A 22,154-nucleotide genomic window follows, 5' to 3' on the forward strand; every position below is an offset into this window, starting at 1 on the left:
TCTTTTTCGCTTAGTCAGTAATTCATCAGTAGGGAACCGGCGCCGCGTGCCGCACGCCGCCGTGCTCATCCGCGCGCATGCGTTGCAGCGCGCGCAAACAGTAGTAGCCGAACCATAACGCCGAGAACACGAGGATGAACGCATAGATCCAGATCGTCACGGCCGTGACCACCGGGAACAGCACGATCAGCCAGACCGACGACGCCCACAACAGCGTGGGCAGCGAACCCAGCAAGCCGCTCGCGATGCCGATCAACAGCAACGGCAAACGGAAACGCCGCACCAGCGCGCGCCGCTCGTCACGTGTGGCATGCAGCGCGAGCGCGTCGTAGCTCATCACACGATACGTCAGCCAGCCCCACAGCAGCGGCGGAATCAGCGCGAAGAACGGCGGCACGAGCCAGAGCGGCAACGTGACGATCAGCAGCACCAGACACACCAGCGTGGTCCACAACGCCTGTCCGAGGCTACCGTACCACGTTCCGCCGCGGCGCATTTCCAGGCTCGGGAATTGCCGTGCCGACAGGAAGCGGATCACCGCGGGCATCGACAGCGTGGCGATCAGCAGCAGCACCGTGACGACGATCAGCGGAATCGTCATCGCGATCACCATAAACGGCGCGATCGCCGCATGCAGCGCTGAAAAACCGAGCCAGTCGAACAGATGATAAAGCGTGAGCGTGAACGACCAGCCCTCGAGCCAGCTGCGCGTCGCACCGATCAGCGTCTGCCAGGAAAACCACAGGATCACGCCCCACCCGACCGTTGCCGCGAGAAACGGCATGAAGGTCAGCCAGAGCATGCGCGGGTGGAGCGCGCTTGTGAGCGCGCGCCCGAACGAGCGCAACAGATCATTCATGCGAGCCAGTGCCGGTGAGCGAAACGATGGAATGGAGTGAAGCGCGCGACAAACCCGCCGGGCAGCCCGGCGAAGGATCGCAAACGTGAACAGGATAAACCACGTGACGCGGCGCCGGGGAAACCGGCGGCGTGGGAGGAAGCGCGCTCAAACGGCGGCGGCGTCGTTGCTTTCGGTGCGGCGTTTCGGCGAAAGACGCCCGGCGATACGCACGAAAGCAAGCCAGTGCTGCGCCCAGAAACCGTCGCCGTAACGGCGGCCTTCGAGTTGATCGCTGATGCCGGTCGGCTCCATTTCCCGGCTCCAGGACACGCTGCGAAACAGCATGTCCCACCACGGAAACAGCACGCCGAAGTTGCAACCGTATTTCAGCCCTTCGTGGCCATAACCAATGGCGTGGTGACGGCGATGGAAGGTCGGGCTGACCAGCAGGCGCTCGCCCAGCCAGCCGAAGTACAGGCGGATGTTCGCGTGCTGGACACTCTGCGCGAGATTCGTGATGGCGACCAGCACGACGAACTGCGACGGCGGCACGCCGATCACCAGCGCGATCACCGCGAAGAACGAGGCTTGCAGCAGATCGTCGAGCAGATGGTTGCGGTCGTCGGACCAGAGCGACATCTGCTGCTGGCTGTGATGCACCGCGTGCAGTTCCCACCACACGCCGATCCGATGTTCCCAGCGGTGATACCAGTAACCGGCGAAATCAAGCACCAGCAGATACATCACGAACGTGACGAGCGGCTGCGTGGTCACGCCCGGCCACAGATTGTCGAACTCGATATTCGAAATGTTGTGCAGTCGCAGCCACGCCTGCACGGTGTCGAAGAATGGCTGGAGCGCGAAGAAAAAGAACAGGTTCAGAATGCCGAGCTTGGCGATCCACGTGTAGATCACGTCGACGCGCACCGCCTTGCGGGTCTCCCACTTCTCTACCGGACGCAGCGCTTCGAGCGGGCGCAGAACCGCGTACATGGCCAGTACTTCGACGACGCCCACGATCACCCAGTACAGGCTGTCGTAGGTGTCTTCGTCGTAATCCATCAGATCGAAGCGGAACAGCAGCGGCTGCACCACGTCGACATACAACAACGTCTGCACGGCGGAGACGAAGTTGTCGAGGGAAGAAAAAATCAGATGGAACATGGTGCTGGTCTGGTTACTTCATCCGTGACGGTTCGCGTGGTGCGGCATGGGCCCCTGCATCAAGCGCCGTTCGGCGCCGTGACCGGCGCGCGATTGAAGAAATAGATGCCGTGCGGCGAACGGCCGACAGCGATCGTCTGGATCAGCTTACGCGTTGTCAGGTCGATGATGCCGACGTGCTTCGCGAAGCGGAACGTAACCCACAGATAGCGTTTGTCGGCGGAAAGTTCCATGTCGTCCGGTCCCGGCATCAAACCGGTGATGTCGCCGACGTTGGTGAGCGTGTCCTCGTCGATGATGCTGATCGTGCTCGCCACGCGGTTCGACACCGCGACGTGCTTGCCGTCGGCCAGCGAACGGAAGTTGTGCGCGCCGTTGCCGGTGTGGATCGTCTTGACGATCTTCTGGTTGCGCCAGTCGACCACTGCGACGTAGTCGGCGCCGGTCATGCCGACCAGCAGGTATTTCTCGCCCGGCGTCATCCACAGGCCCGCCGGCACCTTGCCAACCTTCATCTTCCACTTGACGGTTTGCGTGGCCAGGTCGATCGCGGCCAGTTCGCCCGACACCTGCAGCGTGACGAATACCGTCTTGCTGTCGTTCGTGAACGCCATGTGGCTCGGCATGACCGCGAGCGGCAAGCGCGAGGCCAGCGTCATCTGGTTCTTCTGGCCGTCGTAGTGATAGATGTCCAGACGGTCCAGACGCAGGCCGGTGGTGACCAGCCATTTGCGGTCAGGCGAAAAACCGATCTGGTACGGATCTTCGATGTTCTCGACCCAGCGCTGCACCTGCCCCGTTTTCGGGTCGACGAACATCAGATTGTTCGACACCGAATTCGCGACGATCAACGACGAATTGTCCGGCGTGGCCATCAGGTGGTGCGGTTCCTTGCCCGTGGGCACCGTGCCGACGACCTGGCGGGTCGCTTCGTCGATCAGGCTCAGCGTGGCTTCGCCGGAATTGAGCACGATCACGTTGTTGGCGTGGACCGCCGGAGAAAAAAAGCCTGTGGCGGCGACCAGCAGCGCGCCCGCAGCGACCGTGGCAGTCAAGCCGGGAAGAAAAAATTTACGCATGAAAACTCACTTCGGAGAACAACCATCATTGTAGAACGTTTGCCGGGGCCAGCGGTTGACGCAGATCGGTCTGCGGGGCAGGAGAAATGAGGGACACGATGGGCCGTGGCGGCTGGATGGCGAGCCGCGGGGGCAACGTGCGATCACCTCTTTTTTGAAACGCCGGCGATATGTATCACGCTTGACATGTCGAATCTCACTGAAAGCTCATAGATACAAGAACACACTCAGATTAAATGATTCATTTTCAGAAAAATCTGCGAATGTTATTTATTTAATTCTATTTACGCTCCTGCAAACTAAGACACGCCCACATAAAATGATTTTTCCACACTCGCTGCAGATTTAACTGATATCCCCGTCCCGCCGCCAGATCGGACAATCCTGCCGCCTCATCGCCCACCTATCAATCTTGTGGGTGAACGGGCATGACGCGGGTGTTTCGCACGAGCAAAAAAAGACCGCCAAGGCGCTAACGCAGCTAAACCAAAGGCTGCCGACTTTCATTTTTGCGCAATTTATCAGGGCGATGAAATCCTTGCCGGCTTACCCGCGCTCATGCACCGTCCACGCACGCAATACCGCGGAGTTTCTAAAACAATGAAAAGCAATAACCCATTGGTTTGGTGTGAAACGCCGGAAACCTGGCTGGCATCGCCGACGACGGCAAGATCAACGACAAAGCGCACGACGACTCGCAAGAAAGCCATCGCCCAAGCGGTACTGGTTCTGGCGGCATTGGCCGGGGGGGTGTCGGTGGCACACGCCACCGTATTTTTTGCGGGAGCCCCGGTTAATCCCGGCTTGGACGCGGATGCGCTCGCCACGGGCGTTGGCTCGATTGCAGCAGGCATCGCGGCACAAGCGGCGGGCCCCTATTCAATTGCGCTCGGCATGCAAGCGAACGCGGTAGGCCTGTATTCCATGGCGTTGGGCAAGCAATCAGGCGCGCTCAGCGATGGCGCCATTGCGACGGGCTTTCAGGCAACGGCGTCAGGCACGTTTTCGATTGCGACGGGCGTGCAATCGACCGCGCAAAAATACGGCTCGATTGCAACGGGCGTGCAAGCGAGCGCGCTGGGCAATAGCTCGACCGCGATTGGCGTCAGTTCCTATGCGAAGGGCGACAACTCAGTGGCCGCAGGCGCGCAAGCGAAAGCGGCCGGTACGAATGCTGCCGCGATCGGTCATCAGTCTGCCGCAGGCGGCACGGGCTCTTTCGCTGGCGGCGATTCAGCTCTGGCGGCGGCCGACTACAGTATCGCGATCGGCAATCAGGCCGCTGCCAGCGAGGTGGGGGCGATGGCATTCGGCGGAATCGCGCAGGCGACCGGCGTCAATGCCACTGCTCTTGGCTACGCAGCAACGGCCGGCGCGGCGGGCGCTGTGGCGCTCGGCAACAATGCGGCTGCCACCTCGGCCAACAGCGTCGCATTGGGCGCGAATTCCTCCACCGCAGCGGACCTGTCCCAGACAGCTTTTGCACCGGCTGGATCGGGCGCAACGGCGATCGCGGCGTCCACCCCGGCGGGCGAAGTGTCGCTCGGTTCAGCGAACCAGGAGCGCCGTCTGACGAACGTGGCAGCGGGCGCGGCGGCGACCGATGCGGTCAACGTGAGCCAGTTGCGTGCGGTCGATGGCAAGGTCGACACCATTGCGCAGAGCGGCACCCAGCACTACTTCAAGGCCGATGGCGTCGCCGACGGTTCTGACGATGCCGTGGCAAGCGGCACACATGCGGTCGCGGCTGGCGTTGGCGCAAGCGCGACCGGTGCCGATGCGGTCGCACTCGGCTCGAACGCCGCCGCCCGCAGCGTCGGTTCTACAGCACTCGGCGCGAGCGCTGCGGCCAACGCACCGGGCTCGACCTCGATCGGCGGCTCGTCCGTTGCCAGCAGCGTCGGCGCCACGACGGTCGGTGCGTATTCGAGCGTGACGGGCGTCGGCAGCGTCGCGCTCGGCTACATGGCCACAGCGAGTTCGGATGGCTCCGTGGCCCTCGGCCAGAATTCGGTGGCCGACCGCGTGAACACGGTGTCGGTCGGCTCGGCGGGGCAGGAACGGCAGATCACGAATGTCGCAGCCGGTACCAACGCGACCGACGCCGTCAATCTCAGTCAGTTGCAAGCCGCCAGCGCGAACGCCTCGCGCTATTTCAAGGCGAACGGACTCAACGACGGCACCGACGACGCGTCGGCCACCGGTAGCAACGCGGTGGCCATCGGCAGTTCAGCGCTCGCTGCGGGGCAAGCCGGATTTGCCGCCGGCACGAGTTCGCAGGCGAACGGCAATTTCGGCACGGCAGTCGGCAGCTTCGCAACCGCTGAAGGTGACGGTTCAACCGCTCTCGGCTACCTGGCCAGCGCAGCGGGCGCGAATTCGACCGCGCTCGGATATCAAGCCAGCGCTGCAGCCGCCAACTCCGTCGCACTCGGCCAAGGCTCGGTCGCGGACCGGGCGAATACCGTCTCGATCGGCTCCGCCGGCAACGAACGCCAGATCACGAACGTCGCGGCCGGCACCGCCGACACCGACGCCGTCAACGTCGCGCAGTTGAAAGCCGTGAGCGACCAGGGCGCCGCCAATGCCGCGAAGCTCGACGGTGCGGTCATGTATGACCAGAACGCCGACGGCACCATCAACAAGAACAGCGTCACACTCGGCGGCGACGCGGCGAACGGCGGCACGGTCATCCACAACGTCGCGGCAGGCGTGGACGCAACCGACGCGGTCAACGTCGCTCAACTGAACGCCGCCATCGACGGCGCGGTCAGCAACGTCGTGGTCAATACCGCCAATCCGTTCTTCAGCGCGGAAGGCAACCGCGATAGCGAAGGCGCCGTGTCCTCCGGCACCCACTCCGTCGCGGCGGGCGCCAACGCGCAGGCCACCGGCGCCAACGCAGTCGCGATCGGCGCAAATTCGCTGGCGAGCGGCGCAAACGCCACGTCACTCGGCGCAAACTCCGTCGCCAGCGGCGCCAACGCCACCGCGCTCGGCGCAGCAGCAAACGCCAGCGCTGACAATTCCGTCGCATTAGGCCAAGGCTCGATCGCGGACCGGGCGAACAGCGTATCCGTCGGCGCAGCGGGCCAGGAACGCCAGATCACCAACGTCGCAGCCGGCGTGCAAGGCACCGATGCCGTCAACGTCAACCAGTTGCAGCAAAGCGTCAGCGGAGCAGTGAGCCAGGCGAACAGCTATACGGACGACCAGATCCGCTCAGCCCGTCGCGACAGCTACGGCGGCACGGCATCCGCAATGGCAATGGCCGGTTTGCCGCAGGCAGTCCTGCCGGGTCACGGCATGGTCGCAATGGCCGGTGGCACGTACGCCGGCCAGTCGGCGTTGGCCATCGGCGTATCGCAGCTTTCGGAAACGGGTAAGTGGGTCTACAAGCTGCAAGGCACCACGGATTCGCGCGGCCAGTTCGGCGCGTCGATCGGCGCCGGCATGCACTGGTAGGCGGAACTGGCAGGGCAGGCCGGGCCAAGCCGAGTCACGAGCAATCGCCTGGCCATCGACGTTGCAGGTGCGACGAGCGCGGGACCGACAAACGCCCCGCGCCGTTCTGCGCGCGCCGTCATTCCCACAAGGCATGGCGGCGCGCGCGTTTTTATCCGCGCCGCGAAAGGCAGCCGGGCCATAACCGAAGCCACCCGCATGAGGCGGCAGCGCACAGCGCGCCCTCGCCCCTCACGTCGATCAGCGCTGCATCGACTCCCACACCTTGTAAAGCCGCTTCACCGAAACGGGCATCGGCGTACGCAACTCCTGCGCAAACAGCGAGATCCGCAACTCCTCCAGCAGCCAGCGGAACTCCGACAAGCGCGGATCGAGCACGCCGCCGCGTTGCGCCACCGCGCGCTGATAGTTCTGCAGCAGCGGCTGGAATTCGGCGAACTGCCGCGCGTCGCGCGCGGGGTCCGCCTTCAGCTTGTCGATGCGCAGCGCGATCCCTTTCAGATAGCGCGGGAAATGCGCCAGTTGCGCGTACGGCGTGTCGACCACGAAGCGCTTGCCGATCAGTCCGTCCAGCTGGTTCTGCAGATCGGCGTGCGCCGCCGTGAACGACTTCGCCTGCACCAGCTTCTTCGCGACCGTCGCGTATTCGCTCAGAATTTGCCCGACCAGCCGGGCAATTTCCTGAGCCAGTAAGGTCAGGCGGCTACGGCCTTCGTCGCGGCGCGTGTGGAAACTGGCGTCGTCGTCGGGCAACGGGTCTTGCAGACAGGCGCGGTCGAGCGCGGTGTCGATCAGTTGGTCGCGCAACTCTTCCTGCGTGCCCCGCGGCATGAACTGCATCGCCATTTCGCGCAAGCCCGGCAGATTCTTTTCCAGATACTTGATCGGCTCCTTCAACTGCAACGCGAACAGCCGGCGCAATCCCGCGCGATGAATCCGCGCGGCTTCGTCCGGTGAATCGAACACTTCGACATCGCAGTGCGTGCCGCGATCCACCAGCGCCGGATAACCAAACAGCGTCTGCCCGCCCCGACGGATTTCAAGCAACTCGGGGAGCTTGCCGAAGTTCCACGTCGTCAGCTTTTCATACAGCGCCGTGCCTTGAGTGCCGGCTTGCGGCGCGGTCTGCGGACCTGGCGCGGCAGCGCCCTTGCCTCGCTGCGCCGCTCCACCTGCCGCACCGGACGCTTGCGACGGCGTCGCGACACCGCCGCCGCCCGCGTCCGCCAACGCTGCGCCCGCCGCACTCGACGCGATCTTCTGAAAATGCTGCTGCGCCTGGCCGCCGAGTTCGGCGCGCAGTTGCGACAGATTGCGGCCCATCGCTAGCTGACGCCCATGCTCGTCGACGACCTTGAAGTTCATGAACAGGTGCGGCGGCAAGGTCTCGAGCTTGAAGTCCGACTGCTTCATCGCGACCTGGGTCTGCTCGCGAATATCGGCGATCAGCGACTCGAGCAAACCGCCCGCGCCGAAACGCGGACCGCCGTGCCGGTCGACGAAACCCGCCGCGTACTCGGGCAGCGGCACACAATGACGGCGCAGCTTCTGCGGCAAGGACTTCAAGAGCAGTTGCGTCTTCTCTTTCAGCATGCCGGGCACGAGCCATTCGCAGCGCCGCGCGTCGACCTGATTCAGCGCATACAGCGGCACCGCGAGCGTCACGCCGTCGCGCGGCGAACCCGGCTCGAAGTGATAGGTAAGCGCCATTTCGACGCCCGCCATCGTCATCCGTTTCGGGAACAGATCGGTGGTCACGCCGGCGGCTTCGTGCCGCATCAAATCATCACGCGACAGATACAGCAGGCGCAGCTTGTCTTCCGGCTGGCCGCTCTTTTTCACCTCTTCGCGATACCAGCGTTCGAACGACGCGCCGGTGTAAATGCCCTTCGGCAGCGCCTGATCGTAGTAGGCAAAAATCAGCTCGTCGTCGACCAGCACGTCCTGGCGGCGCGACTTGTGTTCGAGCTGCTCGATATCGGCGAGCAGCTTGCGGTTGTGAGCGAAGAACGCGAGCTTCGTATCGAACTCGCCTTCCACCAGCGCGCCGCGAATGAACAGCTCGCGGGCGCGCGCCGGATCCTGTTTGCCGAAGCTCACGCGCCGCCGGTGATAGATCGGCAGCCCGTACAGCACCGCGCGTTCGAACGCCGAGACCTGCGCCGCGCGCTTTTCCCAATGCGGCTCGGAAAGCGACTTCTTCAACAGATGCGCGCCGATCTTCTCGATCCACTCCGGCTCGATCTTCGCGATGCAACGCGCGTACAGGCGGCTCGTCTCGACCAGTTCGGCGGCCATCGCCCACTTGCCGGCTTTCTTCACCAGCGCCGAGCCCGGCCACAAATAGAACTTGATGCCGCGCGCGCCGAGGTAATACGGCTCGTCGTCGGCCTTGAGACCGATATTGCCGAGCAAGCCCGTCAGCAGCGCAAGATGGATCTGCTCGAAAGTCGCTTCCGCTTCGTTCAACCGCCAGCCGTGCTCGCGCACCACCGTCAGCAGTTGCGAGTGCACGTCGCGCCATTCGCGCAGGCGCAGTTGCGACAGGAAGTTCTTGCGGCACTCCTCGTGCAACTGCTTGTTCGACTTCTTGTGCGCGATCGCTTCTTCGAACCAGTTCCAGATTTTCAGCCACTGCAGGAATTCGGAGCGCTCGTCGGCGAAACGGCGATGCGCCTGATCGGCCTGCTCCTGCGCTTCGATCGGCCGGTCGCGCGGATCCTGCACGGACAACGCGCTCGCGATGATCAGCACTTCCTTCAGCGCCTGCTGGTCGCGCGCAGCCAGAATCATCCGGCCGACGCGCGGGTCGAGCGGCAGGCGTGCGAGTTCGCGGCCGAGCGGCGTGAGCTGGTTGTCGTCGTCGACGGCGCCCAGTTCGTTGAGCAGTTGATAGCCGTCGGCGATCGCGCGGCCCGGCGGCGGCTCGATGAACGGGAAGGTCTCGATCGCCGTCAGATGCAGCGACTTCATGCGCAGAATCACCGACGCCAGCGACGAGCGCAGAATTTCCGGATCGGTAAAACGCACGCGGCCCTGGTAGTCGCTTTCCTCGTACAGGCGAATGCAGATGCCATCGGCGACGCGCCCGCAACGCCCGGCCCGCTGATTCGCGGCGGCCTGCGAGATCGACTCGACCTGCAACTGCTCGACCTTGTTGCGATACGAGTAGCGCTTTACGCGCGCGAGGCCGGTGTCGACCACGTAGCGAATGCCCGGCACCGTCAGCGAGGTTTCGGCAACGTTGGTGGCCAGCACGATCCGGCGCGCGTTCGAGGTGCGGAACACGCGCTCCTGTTCGGCCGCGGAAAGACGCGCGAACAGCGGCAGGATTTCCGTGTGCGGCGGATGATGCTTGCGCAGCGCCTCGGCGGCGTCGCGGATTTCGCGCTCGCCGGGCAGGAACACGAGCACGTCGCCGGGGCCTTCGCGGCAGAGTTCGTCGACGGCGTCGACGATCGCGTCCATCAGATCGCGATCGGTTTCGCGCTGGCTTTTCGGCCGGTCGCCACGCGGCGCGGACGACGTATTGCCTTCCGCGGCCTTCACGGCGGGGCTGTCTTCCGCGACCGGCCGGTAGCGCACCTCGACCGGATAAAGCCGCCCGCTCACCTCGATCACCGGCGCGGGCTTTTCTTCGCTGCCGAAGTGGCGCGCGAAACGGTCCGCGTCGATCGTCGCCGAGGTCACGATCAGCTTCAGATCGGGGCGCTTGACGAGAATTTCCTTCAGGTAGCCGAGCAGAAAGTCGATGTTCAGGCTGCGCTCGTGCGCCTCGTCGATGATCAGCGTGTCGTACGCTTTCAGCAGAGGATCGGTCTGCGTTTCGGCGAGCAGGATACCGTCGGTCATCAGCTTGACGGAGGCGCCCGGCGACAGATTGTCGGTGAAGCGCACCTTGTAGCCGACCACTTCGCCGAACGGCGTGCCGAGTTCCTCGGCGATGCGGCGGCCCGTCGCCGACGCGGCGATCCGGCGCGGCTGCGTGTGGCCGATCAGACCGGAGCCGCCCGCGCCGAGCCCGCGCCCGAGTTCGAGGCAGATTTTCGGCAGCTGGGTGGTTTTACCGGAGCCCGTCTCGCCGCAGACGATCACCACCTGATTCTGGGCGATGGCTTTGGCGATTTCCTCGCGACGGCCCGACACGGGCAGCGCTTCAGGATAGGTGATCGGCGGAATCGGATTGGGCTCGACCACGCGTGGAGCGCGCGGCGGCCGTGCTTCGCGCGGCGGCTGCTGCTCGCGGCGGCCGGCGCTGCGCTCGGCTTCGCTCGCCGCTGGCGATTTTTGCGCGGGCGCGCCGCCGGACTCGCGGCGCGACTCCGCGCCTTGCGCCGATGCGTGCCGCGGCTGATCGCCACGACCGCCGCCTTTCTGCTGATTCGCGCCCGGCACATTCGCGGGCTGAGCACGCCGATCGCCACTTCGCTGCGTCTGCTGGCCGTGCGGCGCATTCTGTTTCTGCGGACGCCCCGGGTTGTGGCCCGGGCCTCGACCTTCCTTGCCGTGAGGCGGCTGCGACTCGCCACTTCCGGCGTGTTTCGCCACGTCGCCACTTTCCTGACCGCGGGCTTCACGGCCCGGATTATTTCTCTGCGCCGACGCCTGCGCATTTTCCGCGGCGCGCCGCGGCTCGCGCGCCGTGTGCGGCGCGTTGCGTTCGGCGTCCTGCGCATCGCGGCGCTTCGCGTCGCTGGCCTTCACCTGATCGGCGGCCGGCGCCGGATTCTCGTTCGCCGCAGCGGGACTTTTGGGTACATTCGACATGGGGGCGCATTATAATCCCCGGCATGAATTCCCAAACCGACCTCGTCCCCGCGCCCGCGAGCGCTCCGGCCCCCGCCGGAGCAACGGAAGATCTCGCCCAGCACGCGCAATTCGTCGACTGGATGCGCTCAGTCGCCCCTTACATCCATGCATTCCGTAACAAGACGTTCGTCGTCGGGTTCGGCGGCGAGGTGGTGCATCAGGGGCTCCTGAACGCGCTCGTGTCCGACATCGCGCTCTTGCAGGCCATGGGCATCCAGATCGTTCTGGTGCACGGCTCGCGTCCGCAGGTCGAGGAGCAGATGAGCCTGCACGGCGTGGAGTCCGAGTTTTCGCACGGCATGCGAATTACGGATGCGCGCGCGCTCGAGTCCGCGAAAGAAGCGGCCGGCGAAGTGCGTCTGGATATCGAGGCCGCCATCAGCCAGGGTTTGCCGAATACGCCGATGGCGCACGCGCACATCAGCGTGGTGTCGGGCAACTTCGTGACGGCGCGGCCGGTCGGCATTCTCGACGGGGTCGATTTCGCTCACACCGGCGTGGTGCGCAAGATCGACGCCGATTCGATCCGCCACTCGCTCGCGAGCCGCAAGCTGGTACTGCTCTCGCCGCTCGGCTTCTCGCCCACCGGCGAGGCCTTCAATCTGGCCATGGAAGACGTGGCGTCCGCCGCCGCGATCGCGCTGCGCGCCGACAAGATCGTGTTCCTGACCGAAACGCCGGGCCTGATGGAAGCCGGCGAAAACGGCCCCGAACTGGTGCGCGAACTGTCGCTCGACGACGCCTACAAGCTGCACGAAAGCGGCGAGGTCACCGGCGACGCGGGCTTCTATCTGAAGCACTCGATCCGCGCCTGCCGCGGCGGCGTGGCGCGGGCGCACATCATCCCCTACGCGCTCGACGGCAGCCTGCTGCTCGAACTGTTCCTGCACGATGGCGTGGGCACGATGATCTCGTACGAGAACCTCGAGAGCCTGCGCGAAGCCACGCCGGACGACGTCGGCGGCATTCTCGCGCTGATCGAGCCGCTCGAATCGGACGGCACGCTGGTGCGGCGCGGCCGTCACCAGATCGAACGCGACATCGACCACTTCTCGGTGATCGAGCACGATGGCGTGCTGTTCGGTTGCGCGGCGCTGTATCCGTACACGCAGGAGCGCATCGGCGAAATGGCGTGCCTGACGGTCGCCCCCGAAGCGCAAGGCACCGGCGACGGCGAGCGACTGTTGAAGCGCATCGAGCAGCGCGCGCGGGCGCGCGGCCTGACGCGCATTTTCGTGCTCACCACGCGTACCGAACACTGGTTCCTCAAGCGCGGCTTCGTCAAAGTCACGGTCGACGACCTGCCGGAAGACCGCCGCAGACTCTATAACTGGCAGCGCAAGTCGCTCGTGCTGATGAAACAGCTCTGAGCGGCCCTATATATATATATATATAGCGACTGCCCGCCCCCACACCGATTTTAGGAGAAGCACAGCATGACTCGTATGGTTCAATGCGCGAAGCTCGGCAAGGAAGCCGAAGGCCTCGATTTCCCGCCGCTGCCGGGCGAACTCGGCAAGCGGATCTACGAAAGCATCTCGAAGGAAGCCTGGCAGGCCTGGTTGAAGCAGCAGACCATGCTGATCAACGAAAACCGCCTGAACATGGCTGATCCGCGCGCACGCCAATACCTGATGAAGCAGACCGAAAAGTTCTTCTTCGGCGAAGGCGCGGACACCGCGCAGGGTTATGTGCCGCCGTCGGCTTAACTGAACGCTTTCGCGCTTCACGCTGCATCACCGAAATCCGCGCCGCGTGCGCGGATTTTTTTCGCCTCTATGCGCCGCCAGATTGACCGGGGCGACGCTGCCAGATTCGCGGCCCCGGCAGCGCGGAAAGAATTCTCCAAACGGTACATTTTCGTGCCGTTTTAAGCCCCTTTTCCAGACCGCCAGGATCCGCTCAATCCCCCGCCCCGCAAGGGATTGAGCGCCCCCGCCAAGGCCCCCGCCGAACACGGGGTTTGCACGATCCTCTGCTATCGTGCTATCATGTGCCTCGTTCCAACAGCATTTCACCTTCATTCACGTTCTCTTCAATCTGGCGCGCAGTGCGTGTGCCATCCCGAACTGAACAGTTTTTATACAAGAAGGCTCGTCGGTCGCTTCCCCGTGTCATGCGCCCCCTCGTGGGCCACATGAGCGGCGAATAAAAGCACCGGCCTTTTTCGTTTCAAGCCTTCCAGCGGCGCATGGGCCCAGCTTTCAGCCACCCCAGCGTCCTCATGCACCTGCCCCCCTTCCACGGCCACGCAGGCGCAACAGTCAGCACAATCTAGACGAGTGTTTTTTCGCGACCTGTCTCGCGAGGCACGGGCGTCCTGCTTTCCATCGCGCCCAGCTCCATCGCCCTCAGCGGCGACGGAGACGCTTTTCGCATGGCTCGCGAAACTGCACTTCCCAGCAACCGTGGCGGAACGTTCATGCGCATCATGAGTTTCGTCGCAGTCATTGGAGTTTTCACCTTGACCGCTTCCAGCAACGGCTTCTGGCGACACCACAAAGAAGAACAACGCCTCTCTCTCGACGACATCACCGTCGTCGACAAATCTCTCCTCAAGCGAGCCGTCGGCGCCATGGCGCTCGGCAACGCAATGGAATGGTTCGATTTCGGCGTGTACAGCTACATCGCTGTCACGCTCGGCAAAGTGTTCTTTCCGTCGGCCAGTCCGGCTGCGCAGTTGATCGCCACGTTCGGCACGTTTGCCGCGGCGTTCCTCGTGCGGCCGGTCGGCGGCATGGTGTTCGGGCCGCTCGGCGACCGTATCGGCCGACAGCGCGTGCTCGCCATGACCATGATCATGATGGCGCTTGGCACCTTCGCGATCGGTCTGATCCCGAGCTACACGACGATCGGCATTTTCGCGCCGGTGCTGCTGCTGGTTGCGCGTCTGGTGCAAGGTTTCTCGACTGGCGGCGAGTACGGCGGCGCGGCGACCTTCATCGCCGAATTCTCGACCGACAAGCGCCGCGGCTTCATGGGCAGCTTCCTCGAATTCGGCACGCTGATCGGCTATGTGCTCGGCGCGGGTACGGTGGCCGTGCTGACCGCGACGCTCTCGAACGACGCGCTGCTTTCGTGGGGCTGGCGTGTGCCGTTCCTGATCGCCGGCCCGCTGGGTCTGGTGGGTCTGTACATCCGGATGAAGCTCGAAGAAACACCCGCGTTCAAGAAGCAGGCCGAGCAACGCGAAGCTGAAGACAAGGCCGTGCCGAAGCAGTCGTTCCGCGAGTTGCTCATGCAGCAATGGAAGCCGCTCTTGCTGTGCGTCGGCCTCGTGCTGATCTTCAACGTCACCGACTACATGGCGCTCTCGTATCTGCCGAGCTATCTGTCGGCCACGCTGCACTTCAACGAAACGCACGGCCTGTTCCTCGTACTGCTCGTAATGGTGCTGATGATGCCGATGACGCTCGCGGCCGGCCGTCTGTCCGACACGATCGGCCGCAAGCCCGTGATGCTGTTCGGTTGCGTGGGTCTGTTCGCGCTGTCGATTCCCGCCCTGCTGCTGATCCGCATGGGCACGGTGCTGCCGGTGTTCGGCGGCCTGATGATGCTCGGCGTGCTGCTGTCGTGCTTCACCGGCGTGATGCCGTCGGCGCTGCCTGCGCTGTTCCCGACCAGGATCCGCTACGGCGCGCTCGCGATCGGCTTCAATATTTCGGTATCGCTGTTCGGCGGTACGACGCCGCTCGTGACGGCATGGCTGGTCGACCGTACCGGCAATCTGATGATGCCCGCGTACTACCTGATGGGCGCATCGCTGATCGGTATCGTCTCGGTGATGGCGCTGCGCGAAACCGCCCGCAAGCCGCTGCTCGGCTCGGGCCCGTGCGTGGCCACGCGCGCGGAAGCGCATGCCGTGCTGCGCGGCGAGCGTGAAGCCGAGGAGATGGACGAAGGCTATGCGGCAACGGCTACGGCGCGCGCCTAAGGGCGAGTTGTTCGACTGTTAGTGCGAGTTGTTAGAGAACGGGCCGGCAAAATTGCCGGCCCGTTTTTTATGGCACCAGCGAATCGAAGCTCGCGCTGGCGTGAGCGCCTTCGACGATCAAGATGCCCGCCGAAATCGGCAGCTTGAAGCGCCGTGGCCCGGCGCTGCCAGGATTGACGAACAGCACGCCGTCGCGCTCGCTGATCAATGGCTTGTGCGAATGGCCCGTCACCACCACGTTGATCCCCTGGCTGCGCGGATCGGCGCCCACGTCGGCGATGTCGTGCACGACGAGAATCGTCACTTGCTGCACGGTCAGCGTGGTGTGTGTCGGCAGCGACGCGGCCCAGTCGCCGGTGTCGTTGTTGCCGCGCACTGCCGTGAGCGGTGCAATCCGCCTGAGCGCTTCGAGCACCGCCTCGTTGCAGATATCGCCCGCGTGAATGATCGCGTCGCAACCGGCGAGGTACTGCAAGGCCTCGGGACGCACGAGATTGTGCGTGTCGGAGATCAGGCCGATTCGGGTGTGTGTGGATTGTGGGGTGCGCAAAGTCATGTTGGAAGTATCGGGCAAATGAGCGGACGGCGTGCGCTGTCGTTTCGCATGAGCAAGTGTTCCGCGTGCTTCGAACTGCGTTGAACCGGTGCGCTCAATCCGCCGACTGCTGCTCCGCGAGCTCATGCGGCACGCGCTGCACCGGCCGCTCCGCGTTGAGCATCCGCCGCGTCGCGCCCTGCACGACGATCGAGACCAGTGCCGCGCATGCGAAGCTCAGCCACACGCCATACCGCGGCAGCATCGTCGCGGTCACGGCGAAGAACGCTGCGAACGAGGCGCGGCCGATCACCATGCCGCGCATCAGCAAAGCGACGAAGTCCGCGCCGTGCGCGCGCTGCGCCGACACCGCGAGCACGATGCCGAGCAAGGGAAACACCGACAGCAGTCCGCTCCAGGTCGCGCCCAGCGAAGCGGACAGCGTGGTCACCGCGACCGTCAGCAATGCGCCGGCGAGCATGCGCACGGCGAGGTCACCGAGTCCGAGGCGCGCCGCCGGCACGTGACCAGTCACGCGCGGCAAGCCGCTTTGCGACACCGCCACGGCGGCACAGGCCGCCGCCACCGCCCATGCAAGTCCGGCCGGAAGCTGCGTGAGCAGAATGGCCACGCCGACCCAGCCCACCATGCCGACGACCAGCGCGAGCGGCCACGCGACACGCCGGCAAGCCCACGCATACGCAAAATTGAAGGCTTCCGACGCGGCAATCGCCGCGATCGAGGCCACCGACGCCTGCGCCGCGAACGACGGACCACGCTCCAGCGCGAGCAGCAACACGATCGGCCCGGCGACTACCGGCAGCCCCGCGAGCCACCCCGCCACCGACGGCCCCCACACGCGCCCCGCCACGGTCAGCGCAGCGAGAAACGCGGGCACCAGTACGACTTTGAGCGCGAGCAGCAAGCTTACGATTCCAGCAGGTGTTCGATGCGCCGGTCCGGCACCAGCCACCACGCGGCAGCCAGCGTATAGAGCGCCGCCGAAACCCACGGCACGACAAACGCCAGCGCAATGCCCGCCAGATAGATCACGACCGAGACCTTGCCCTTGAAGTCGTTGCCGACCGCTTTGGCGAGGGTCGAGTCCCCGCCGTGCTCGCGGACCAGCACGCCCGTCAGAATGAAATACGCGATCGACGACATGAACAGCACCACGCCGTACATCGCGGTCGGCCAGGAGGCCAGATGGTTTTCGCCGGCCCAATGCGTGACGGCCGGCAGCAGCGACAGCCAGAACAGCAGATGCAGATTGGCCCACAGCACCGCGCCGTTGACCTTCTGCACGGCATGGAACATGTGATGATGATTGTTCCAGTAGATGCCGACGTAGATGAAGCTCAGCACGTACGCGCAGAACACGGGGAGCACCGGACGCAGCGCGGCGAGATCGAAGCCTTCCGGCACCTTCAACTCGAGCACCATGATCGTGATGATGATGGCGATCACGCCATCGCTGAAGGCTTCGACACGTCCCTTGCCCATCGGTTGGATTCCTGATGATGAATGCAGTTGCGCGCACCGTTCGCCCGCATTCCGCAGACGACCCGCGCCGTTGCCGATTATCCGCGATGGCCCGACGCTTTGTCGATGCGCCTGATCGATCGGCAGCGTGCCGCGCTCAGGCTGAAGCGCCGTCCGGGTAGTAGACGGCGAGCCACACGCTGGGCTCCTGATCGCTCGTCCATGCCACCCGATGCCGGCAATGCGCGTCGATCAGCACGTGATCGCCGGCCTTCATCCGATGCGGCTCGGCCTCGCCTTCGAATTCGAGCGCCGCCGCGCCGCTCAGCAGCACGACCCACTCGGCGCGCGGACTGTCGTACCAGAAGCCCGGCGGGCTGGCATGCCCCATCGAGACGATCCGCTCGATGCTCACGCCGCCCTGCTCCACGAACGTGTCGACCTGCTCGTCCGCACCCGCTGATGCCCGGTCGTCGAACAGATTGCCGCTTCTGATTGCGCGCTGCACCGTGTGTGCTCCGCTTGTGTGCGCCGCTCACTTCATGGGCTTGAGTCCATCGAGCAAGGTCGGCACCAGTTCGCTGATGGTCGGGTGGATATGCATCGCATACTCCAGCGTCGGATACGGCGCGCCCGCCGTCATGATGTCGATGAACGTGTGCAGCGCCTCATCGCCTTCAATGCCGTGAATCGCCGCCCCGAGAATCTGCTTGCTCTCCTTGTCGACCATCACCTTCATGAAGCCGTCGGTCTCGCCGCGTTCGCGCGCGCGGCCCACTCGCGTCATCGGCATGGTGGCGATCAGCGCGTCGCGGCCCGCCTTGCGCACCTCGGCCTCCGAGGCGCCGACACGTGCGAGCGGCGGATCGACGAATACCGCATACGTCATGATCCGCGTATCGACGCTGCGCGAGCCGCCGTCGAGCAGATTGGCCGCGACGATCTGATAGTCGTCGTAGGAGGTGTGGGTGAACGCGCCGCGCCCGTTGACGTCGCCGATCGCCCAGACGCCCGGCACGTTGGTGCGCAACTGGCCATCGACCGGAATCGTGCCGTGTTTGTCCGTCGTGATGCCGGCGGCCGCGAGGCCGAGGTCGTCGGTATTCGGCTCGCGGCCGGTCGCGAACAGCAGGTGCGACGCTTCGAGCGCGGGGATGTTCTGCTCGAAGCCGATGCACACTTCGTTCTCGCGATGCGGATGCGGCTCGACCCGTGAAGGCTGCACGCCGAAGCGGAACTCCACGCCCTCGCGGGCCAGCACCTTGTGCACGGAATCGGCGAAATCGGCGTCCTCGCGGGTGAGCAGACGCTCGCCGCGCACCAGCACGGTCACCTGGCTGCCGAAGCGACGAAAAATCTGCGCGAATTCGAGCGCGATATAACTCGCGCCGACGATCACCAGATGACTCGGCAATTCGGTCAGGTCGAGCAGGTTGGAGTTGGTGTAGTAGCGAATCCGCTCGAGCCCGTCGAGCGGCGGCACGACGGCGCGCGTGCCTGTATTGATGAAGATTTCGTCGGCGCTGATCTCGTCGAGCAGGTTACCGTCCGGTCCGCTGATAGCGAGCGCATGCGGTCCGGTGAAGCGCGCGTGGCCTTTGAACACGCTCACGTTCTTCGTGCCGCGCAGCCATTTCTCGACGCCGTCGCGCGACTGCCCGATGATCTCGTCCTTGCGCGCCTTGACCGCGGCCAGGTCGACGCTGATCGCGCCGCCCACCTGCACGCCGAGTTCCGCGCAATGACGCGCGACATGCGCCGCGCGGGCGCTCGCCACATAGGATTTGGTCGGCGTGCAGCCGACGTTGACACAGGTGCCGCCAAAGGCAGCCCGTTCAATGACCGCGGTTTTGCGGCCGCTTTGACCGAGACGCACGGCGAGCGGTGAGCCGCCTTGTCCCGTACCGATCACAACTGCGTCGAAGTGCTGTGGCATGGCAACTCTCCCGAGGCTGGGGTGCTGGTCGTAGCATCTTACCCTTCGCCCTTGGAATCACCATGTTGTGCCGCTCACTACTGCCGCGGATTGTTGCGGATGACTGCTGTTTTCCGTCTGTTTTGCTCAGGCGTGGCAATGCACGGCGCAGATCAATTCGCGCGAACGTTGCAGCGCGGCCTGCGCGCCCCGGGACGCCATTACCCAGCCGACCTGGCCGAGATTGAAATCCTGCGACACCATCACCTGCATGAGGGCGACCATCGGTAAGACCACCGACGGCCGGTAAAGCTGGTCTCTGATTAAAGCTGGCATGACAACTCCCATCGCACGATGACGATTCGGCATCGCACTCAATTTACCTTTCGATGGGAGCATTTTAGGGAGACCGACCTCGCGGATAAATACCGGGAACGCGAAGTCACTTGTTTGTCAAACCGAACAATCGAATCCGGCTGCCCACGGCCGCACCCGGCGAAAGCCCGCATTCGCAGGCCCGGCAAGGCGTCCGGGCTTGCATGCGGGTCGCAGCCGGATTCAGGAGGCGTCGGCCACGTTGAGTTGCGCGTCCCACAAAGCGCGGGCATACGCGCTTGCCCCGACCGGACGGCTGTAAAGATAGCCCTGCTGCTTGTCGCAATCGATCGCGCGCAGGAACGCCGCCTGTTCGGCGGTTTCCACCCCTTCGGCAGTGACGTTCATGCCGAGGGAGTGCGCCATCGCCACCACCGCCTGCGTAATCGCAATCGAATCGCGATGATCCGGCAGCCCCGCGACAAACGAGCGGTCGATTTTCAGGTTATGCAGCGGGAAGCGCTTCAGATACGACAACGATGAATAGCCGGTGCCGAAATCGTCGACGGAAATGCGCACGCCCATGGCGTTCAGCGCGCTCAGCATCGGCAGGACGGTTTCGCTGTCGCTCATCAGCAGCCGTTCCGTGATCTCCAGCTCCAGCGCCGTCGGTTCGAGTCCGGACTGCGCGAGACAGCGTTCGATCCGCTCCACCAGGCCGTCGTTGAACTGCCGCGGCGACAGATTCACCGCGACGATCAGCTCCGGCGCCAGCGTGCGGCGCCATTGCGCCACCTGCTCGCAGGCCCGCGCCAGCACGAAGTCGCCGATCTCGACGATCAGCCCGGCATCTTCGGCCACCGGGATGAATTCCCCCGGCGACACGTTGCCCAGCTCGCTGTTGTACCAGCGCAGGAGCGCCTCCGCGCCGATCGTGCGGCCGTCGTGGCTATCGACGATCGGCTGGTACACGAGGCTCAGTTCGTTGGCGGCGAGCGCGCGCCGCAGCGATTGCTCGATCGTGAAGCGGCGCTGCAGATGCTGATTCAGCTCGGCGGTGAAGAACTGGAAGTTGTTGCGGCCGCGCTGCTTGGCGTGATACATCGCCGAATCGGCGTTGCGCATGAGCGTGGCGACGTCCTGGCCGTCTTCGGGAAAGCGGCTGATGCCGATCGACGCGCCCAGGTAGTACTCGTTGTCCGCCACCGCGAACGGCACCGCGATCATGTCGAGGATGCGGCGCGCGAGGCCGATCAGATGCCCGGTGTTTTCATACGCGCTGACCACGATCACGAACTCGTCGCCGCCCACGCGCGCGAGCGTGTCCTCGGCCGAGATGCACGCCGAGAGGCGCTCCGCCACGCTGCACAGGAGCGAGTCGCCGGCCTCGTGACCGGCGGTGTCGTTGACTTTCTTGAAGCCGTCCAGATCGACGAACAGCACGGCGACGCTCGCCAGCTCGCCCATGCCGGACGACATGTCCGGCGTGAACAGATCACGCATCCGCTCGGTGAGATAGGCGCGGTTGTAGAGGCCGGTGAGCGAATCGCGGGTGGCGAGGAACTTGAGTTGGCGCTGCGCCTCGCGCACAGGTCCGATGTCGGTGAACGAAATCAGCACCGAGCTGGGTTCGCTCTCGCCCGGCTTGATGATCGGCACGACGTTCTCGGTGATCCAGACGATGTCGCCGCCGATCAGCTCCACGCCGATCGTGACGCCGAGCACGGGTTTGCCGGTTGCCAGCACCTGGGCGGTCGGGCGAGCCGTATCGGCGACGAGCGAGCCGTCCTCGTGATACGCGCGCACCATCACCGTATGAATACTGCGGCCGACGATCTGCGGGGTCGCGCGCAAAATGCGCTGCGCGCTCGGATTGCAGGCGAGCACGATGCCCCCGCGCGACTGCACCACAATCCCTTCGATCAGGTGATCGACCACCAGCCGGTGATGCTCCTCGCTGTGCGCGAGGCGCTGAACCATGGTGTCCTGATGCACGGCGAGACCGACGCTGTGACCGATGTCGCGCAGCATCGCCTCTTCCTCGGCGCTCGGACGGCGCGGCACGCGGTAGTACACCGCGAAGGCGCCGAGCACCACGCCGGAATCGTTTTCAAAGGGCACCGACCAGCAGGCCCGCAGGCCGAGCGGCAACGCGAGGTGCCGGAAGTCGGCCCACAGCGGATCGGTTTCGATATCCTCGACGACGACGAGACGCCGCTCGTACATCGCGGTGCCGCACGAGCCCACCCGTGGGCCGATCGCGGCGCCGTCGATCGCCGCGCTGAAGTGCGCCGGCAGCGACGGCGCGCCGCCCACTCTGGTGTGCACGCCGTCGGGGTCGAGCAACAGGATTGAACAGGACGCGCCTTCCCCCAGCAGCGCTTCCGCGCGGCGGCATACTTCGTCAAGCAATTCCGGCAGCGGCGTGTTGCGGGTGATCAACCGCAACACCGTGCGCTCCGACGCCAGCACCCCTTCGGCGAGATTCGATCCATAGCGGCCTTCAGGCGCTGCTCCCAGCGTGTTTTCTGATGTCGCTTCGCAAGTCATATGTGCGCCCCCTAACCCGACATCGGCAAGTTAGTGTACGCGGCACACGGGGGTTTACGCGAGGC

Annotated in this window: 15 protein-coding genes; 4 read left to right on the top strand and 11 right to left on the bottom strand. The window is 64.7% G+C overall.

From position 1 onward, the window contains the following. Positions 1–25 precede the first annotated feature (25 nt). The 3 genes from P0D80_RS08940 to P0D80_RS08950 all read right to left on the bottom strand — a co-directional run bounded on the left by P0D80_RS08940 (position 26) and on the right by P0D80_RS08950 (position 3,084). Positions 26–859, bottom strand: coding sequence for an EI24 domain-containing protein (locus tag P0D80_RS08940; protein ID WP_408255895.1), 834 nt, complete (start codon positions 857–859; stop codon positions 26–28). A 147-nt stretch (positions 860–1,006) separates the two neighbouring features. Then, complete coding sequence (locus P0D80_RS08945; protein WP_132373806.1) at positions 1,007–2,005, bottom strand: sterol desaturase family protein; 999 nt, start codon at positions 2,003–2,005, stop codon at positions 1,007–1,009. 59 nt (positions 2,006–2,064) lie between these two features. After that, positions 2,065–3,084, bottom strand: coding sequence for a YVTN family beta-propeller repeat protein (locus P0D80_RS08950; RefSeq protein WP_408282966.1), 1,020 nt, complete (start codon positions 3,082–3,084; stop codon positions 2,065–2,067). A gap of 600 nt (positions 3,085–3,684) precedes the next feature. Between P0D80_RS08950 and P0D80_RS08955 the strand changes: the two genes are divergently transcribed. Then, positions 3,685–6,549, top strand: a complete 2,865-nt coding sequence (locus P0D80_RS08955; protein WP_408282969.1) for a YadA-like family protein — start codon at positions 3,685–3,687, stop codon at positions 6,547–6,549. Between the two features lie 240 nt (positions 6,550–6,789). Here the strand turns inward: P0D80_RS08955 and hrpA are convergent, their stop codons facing one another. Further along, positions 6,790–11,316, bottom strand: coding sequence for an ATP-dependent RNA helicase HrpA (hrpA, locus tag P0D80_RS08960; protein WP_408282971.1), 4,527 nt, complete (start codon positions 11,314–11,316; stop codon positions 6,790–6,792). Positions 11,317–11,339: 23 nt separating this feature from the next. On the opposite strand from hrpA, the gene argA reads away from it, so the two are divergent. The 3 genes from argA to proP all read left to right on the top strand — a co-directional run bounded on the left by argA (position 11,340) and on the right by proP (position 15,292). Then, entirely contained in the window at positions 11,340–12,728 is a 1,389-nt protein-coding gene (argA, locus tag P0D80_RS08965) for an amino-acid N-acetyltransferase (RefSeq protein WP_132373802.1), read from the top strand. A 66-nt stretch (positions 12,729–12,794) separates the two neighbouring features. Continuing rightward, on the top strand, positions 12,795–13,067 hold the full coding sequence (locus P0D80_RS08970; RefSeq protein WP_007181244.1) for an oxidative damage protection protein: 273 nt from the start codon (positions 12,795–12,797) through the stop codon (positions 13,065–13,067). Between the two features lie 722 nt (positions 13,068–13,789). Then, positions 13,790–15,292, top strand: coding sequence for a glycine betaine/L-proline transporter ProP (proP, locus tag P0D80_RS08975; RefSeq protein WP_408283004.1), 1,503 nt, complete (start codon positions 13,790–13,792; stop codon positions 15,290–15,292). Positions 15,293–15,359: 67 nt separating this feature from the next. Here proP and P0D80_RS08980 read toward each other — a convergent pair whose 3' ends face one another. The 7 genes from P0D80_RS08980 to P0D80_RS09010 form a co-directional block, all read right to left on the bottom strand. Next, positions 15,360–15,848: a metallophosphoesterase family protein gene (locus P0D80_RS08980; RefSeq protein ID WP_408282973.1), complete on the bottom strand. Its 489-nt coding sequence runs from the start codon at positions 15,846–15,848 to the stop codon at positions 15,360–15,362. 94 nt (positions 15,849–15,942) lie between these two features. Continuing rightward, complete coding sequence (locus P0D80_RS08985) at positions 15,943–16,749, bottom strand: hypothetical protein (protein WP_408176171.1); 807 nt, start codon at positions 16,747–16,749, stop codon at positions 15,943–15,945. 5 nt (positions 16,750–16,754) lie between these two features. Continuing rightward, positions 16,755–17,330 (bottom strand): TMEM175 family protein, encoded by a 576-nt coding sequence (locus P0D80_RS08990; RefSeq protein WP_408175825.1) that lies wholly within the window; start codon positions 17,328–17,330, stop codon positions 16,755–16,757. A 136-nt stretch (positions 17,331–17,466) separates the two neighbouring features. Next, positions 17,467–17,817, bottom strand: a complete 351-nt coding sequence (locus P0D80_RS08995) for a cupin domain-containing protein (protein ID WP_408282976.1) — start codon at positions 17,815–17,817, stop codon at positions 17,467–17,469. A 27-nt stretch (positions 17,818–17,844) separates the two neighbouring features. Next, positions 17,845–19,245 carry an FAD-containing oxidoreductase gene (locus P0D80_RS09000; RefSeq protein ID WP_132373797.1) on the bottom strand — a complete coding sequence of 467 codons (1,401 nt, stop codon included), beginning with the start codon at positions 19,243–19,245 and terminating at the stop codon, positions 17,845–17,847. A 126-nt stretch (positions 19,246–19,371) separates the two neighbouring features. Then, a complete protein-coding gene (locus P0D80_RS09005) occupies positions 19,372–19,560 on the bottom strand; it encodes a hypothetical protein (RefSeq protein ID WP_012433618.1) in 189 nt (62 codons plus the stop codon). A gap of 222 nt (positions 19,561–19,782) precedes the next feature. After that, complete coding sequence (locus P0D80_RS09010; RefSeq protein ID WP_408282978.1) at positions 19,783–22,089, bottom strand: putative bifunctional diguanylate cyclase/phosphodiesterase; 2,307 nt, start codon at positions 22,087–22,089, stop codon at positions 19,783–19,785. Between the last annotated feature and the right edge of the window lie 65 nt (positions 22,090–22,154).

It is taken from the genome of Paraburkholderia sp. RL17-373-BIF-A, from assembly GCF_046030175.1.
Lineage (GTDB): Bacteria > Pseudomonadota > Gammaproteobacteria > Burkholderiales > Burkholderiaceae > Paraburkholderia.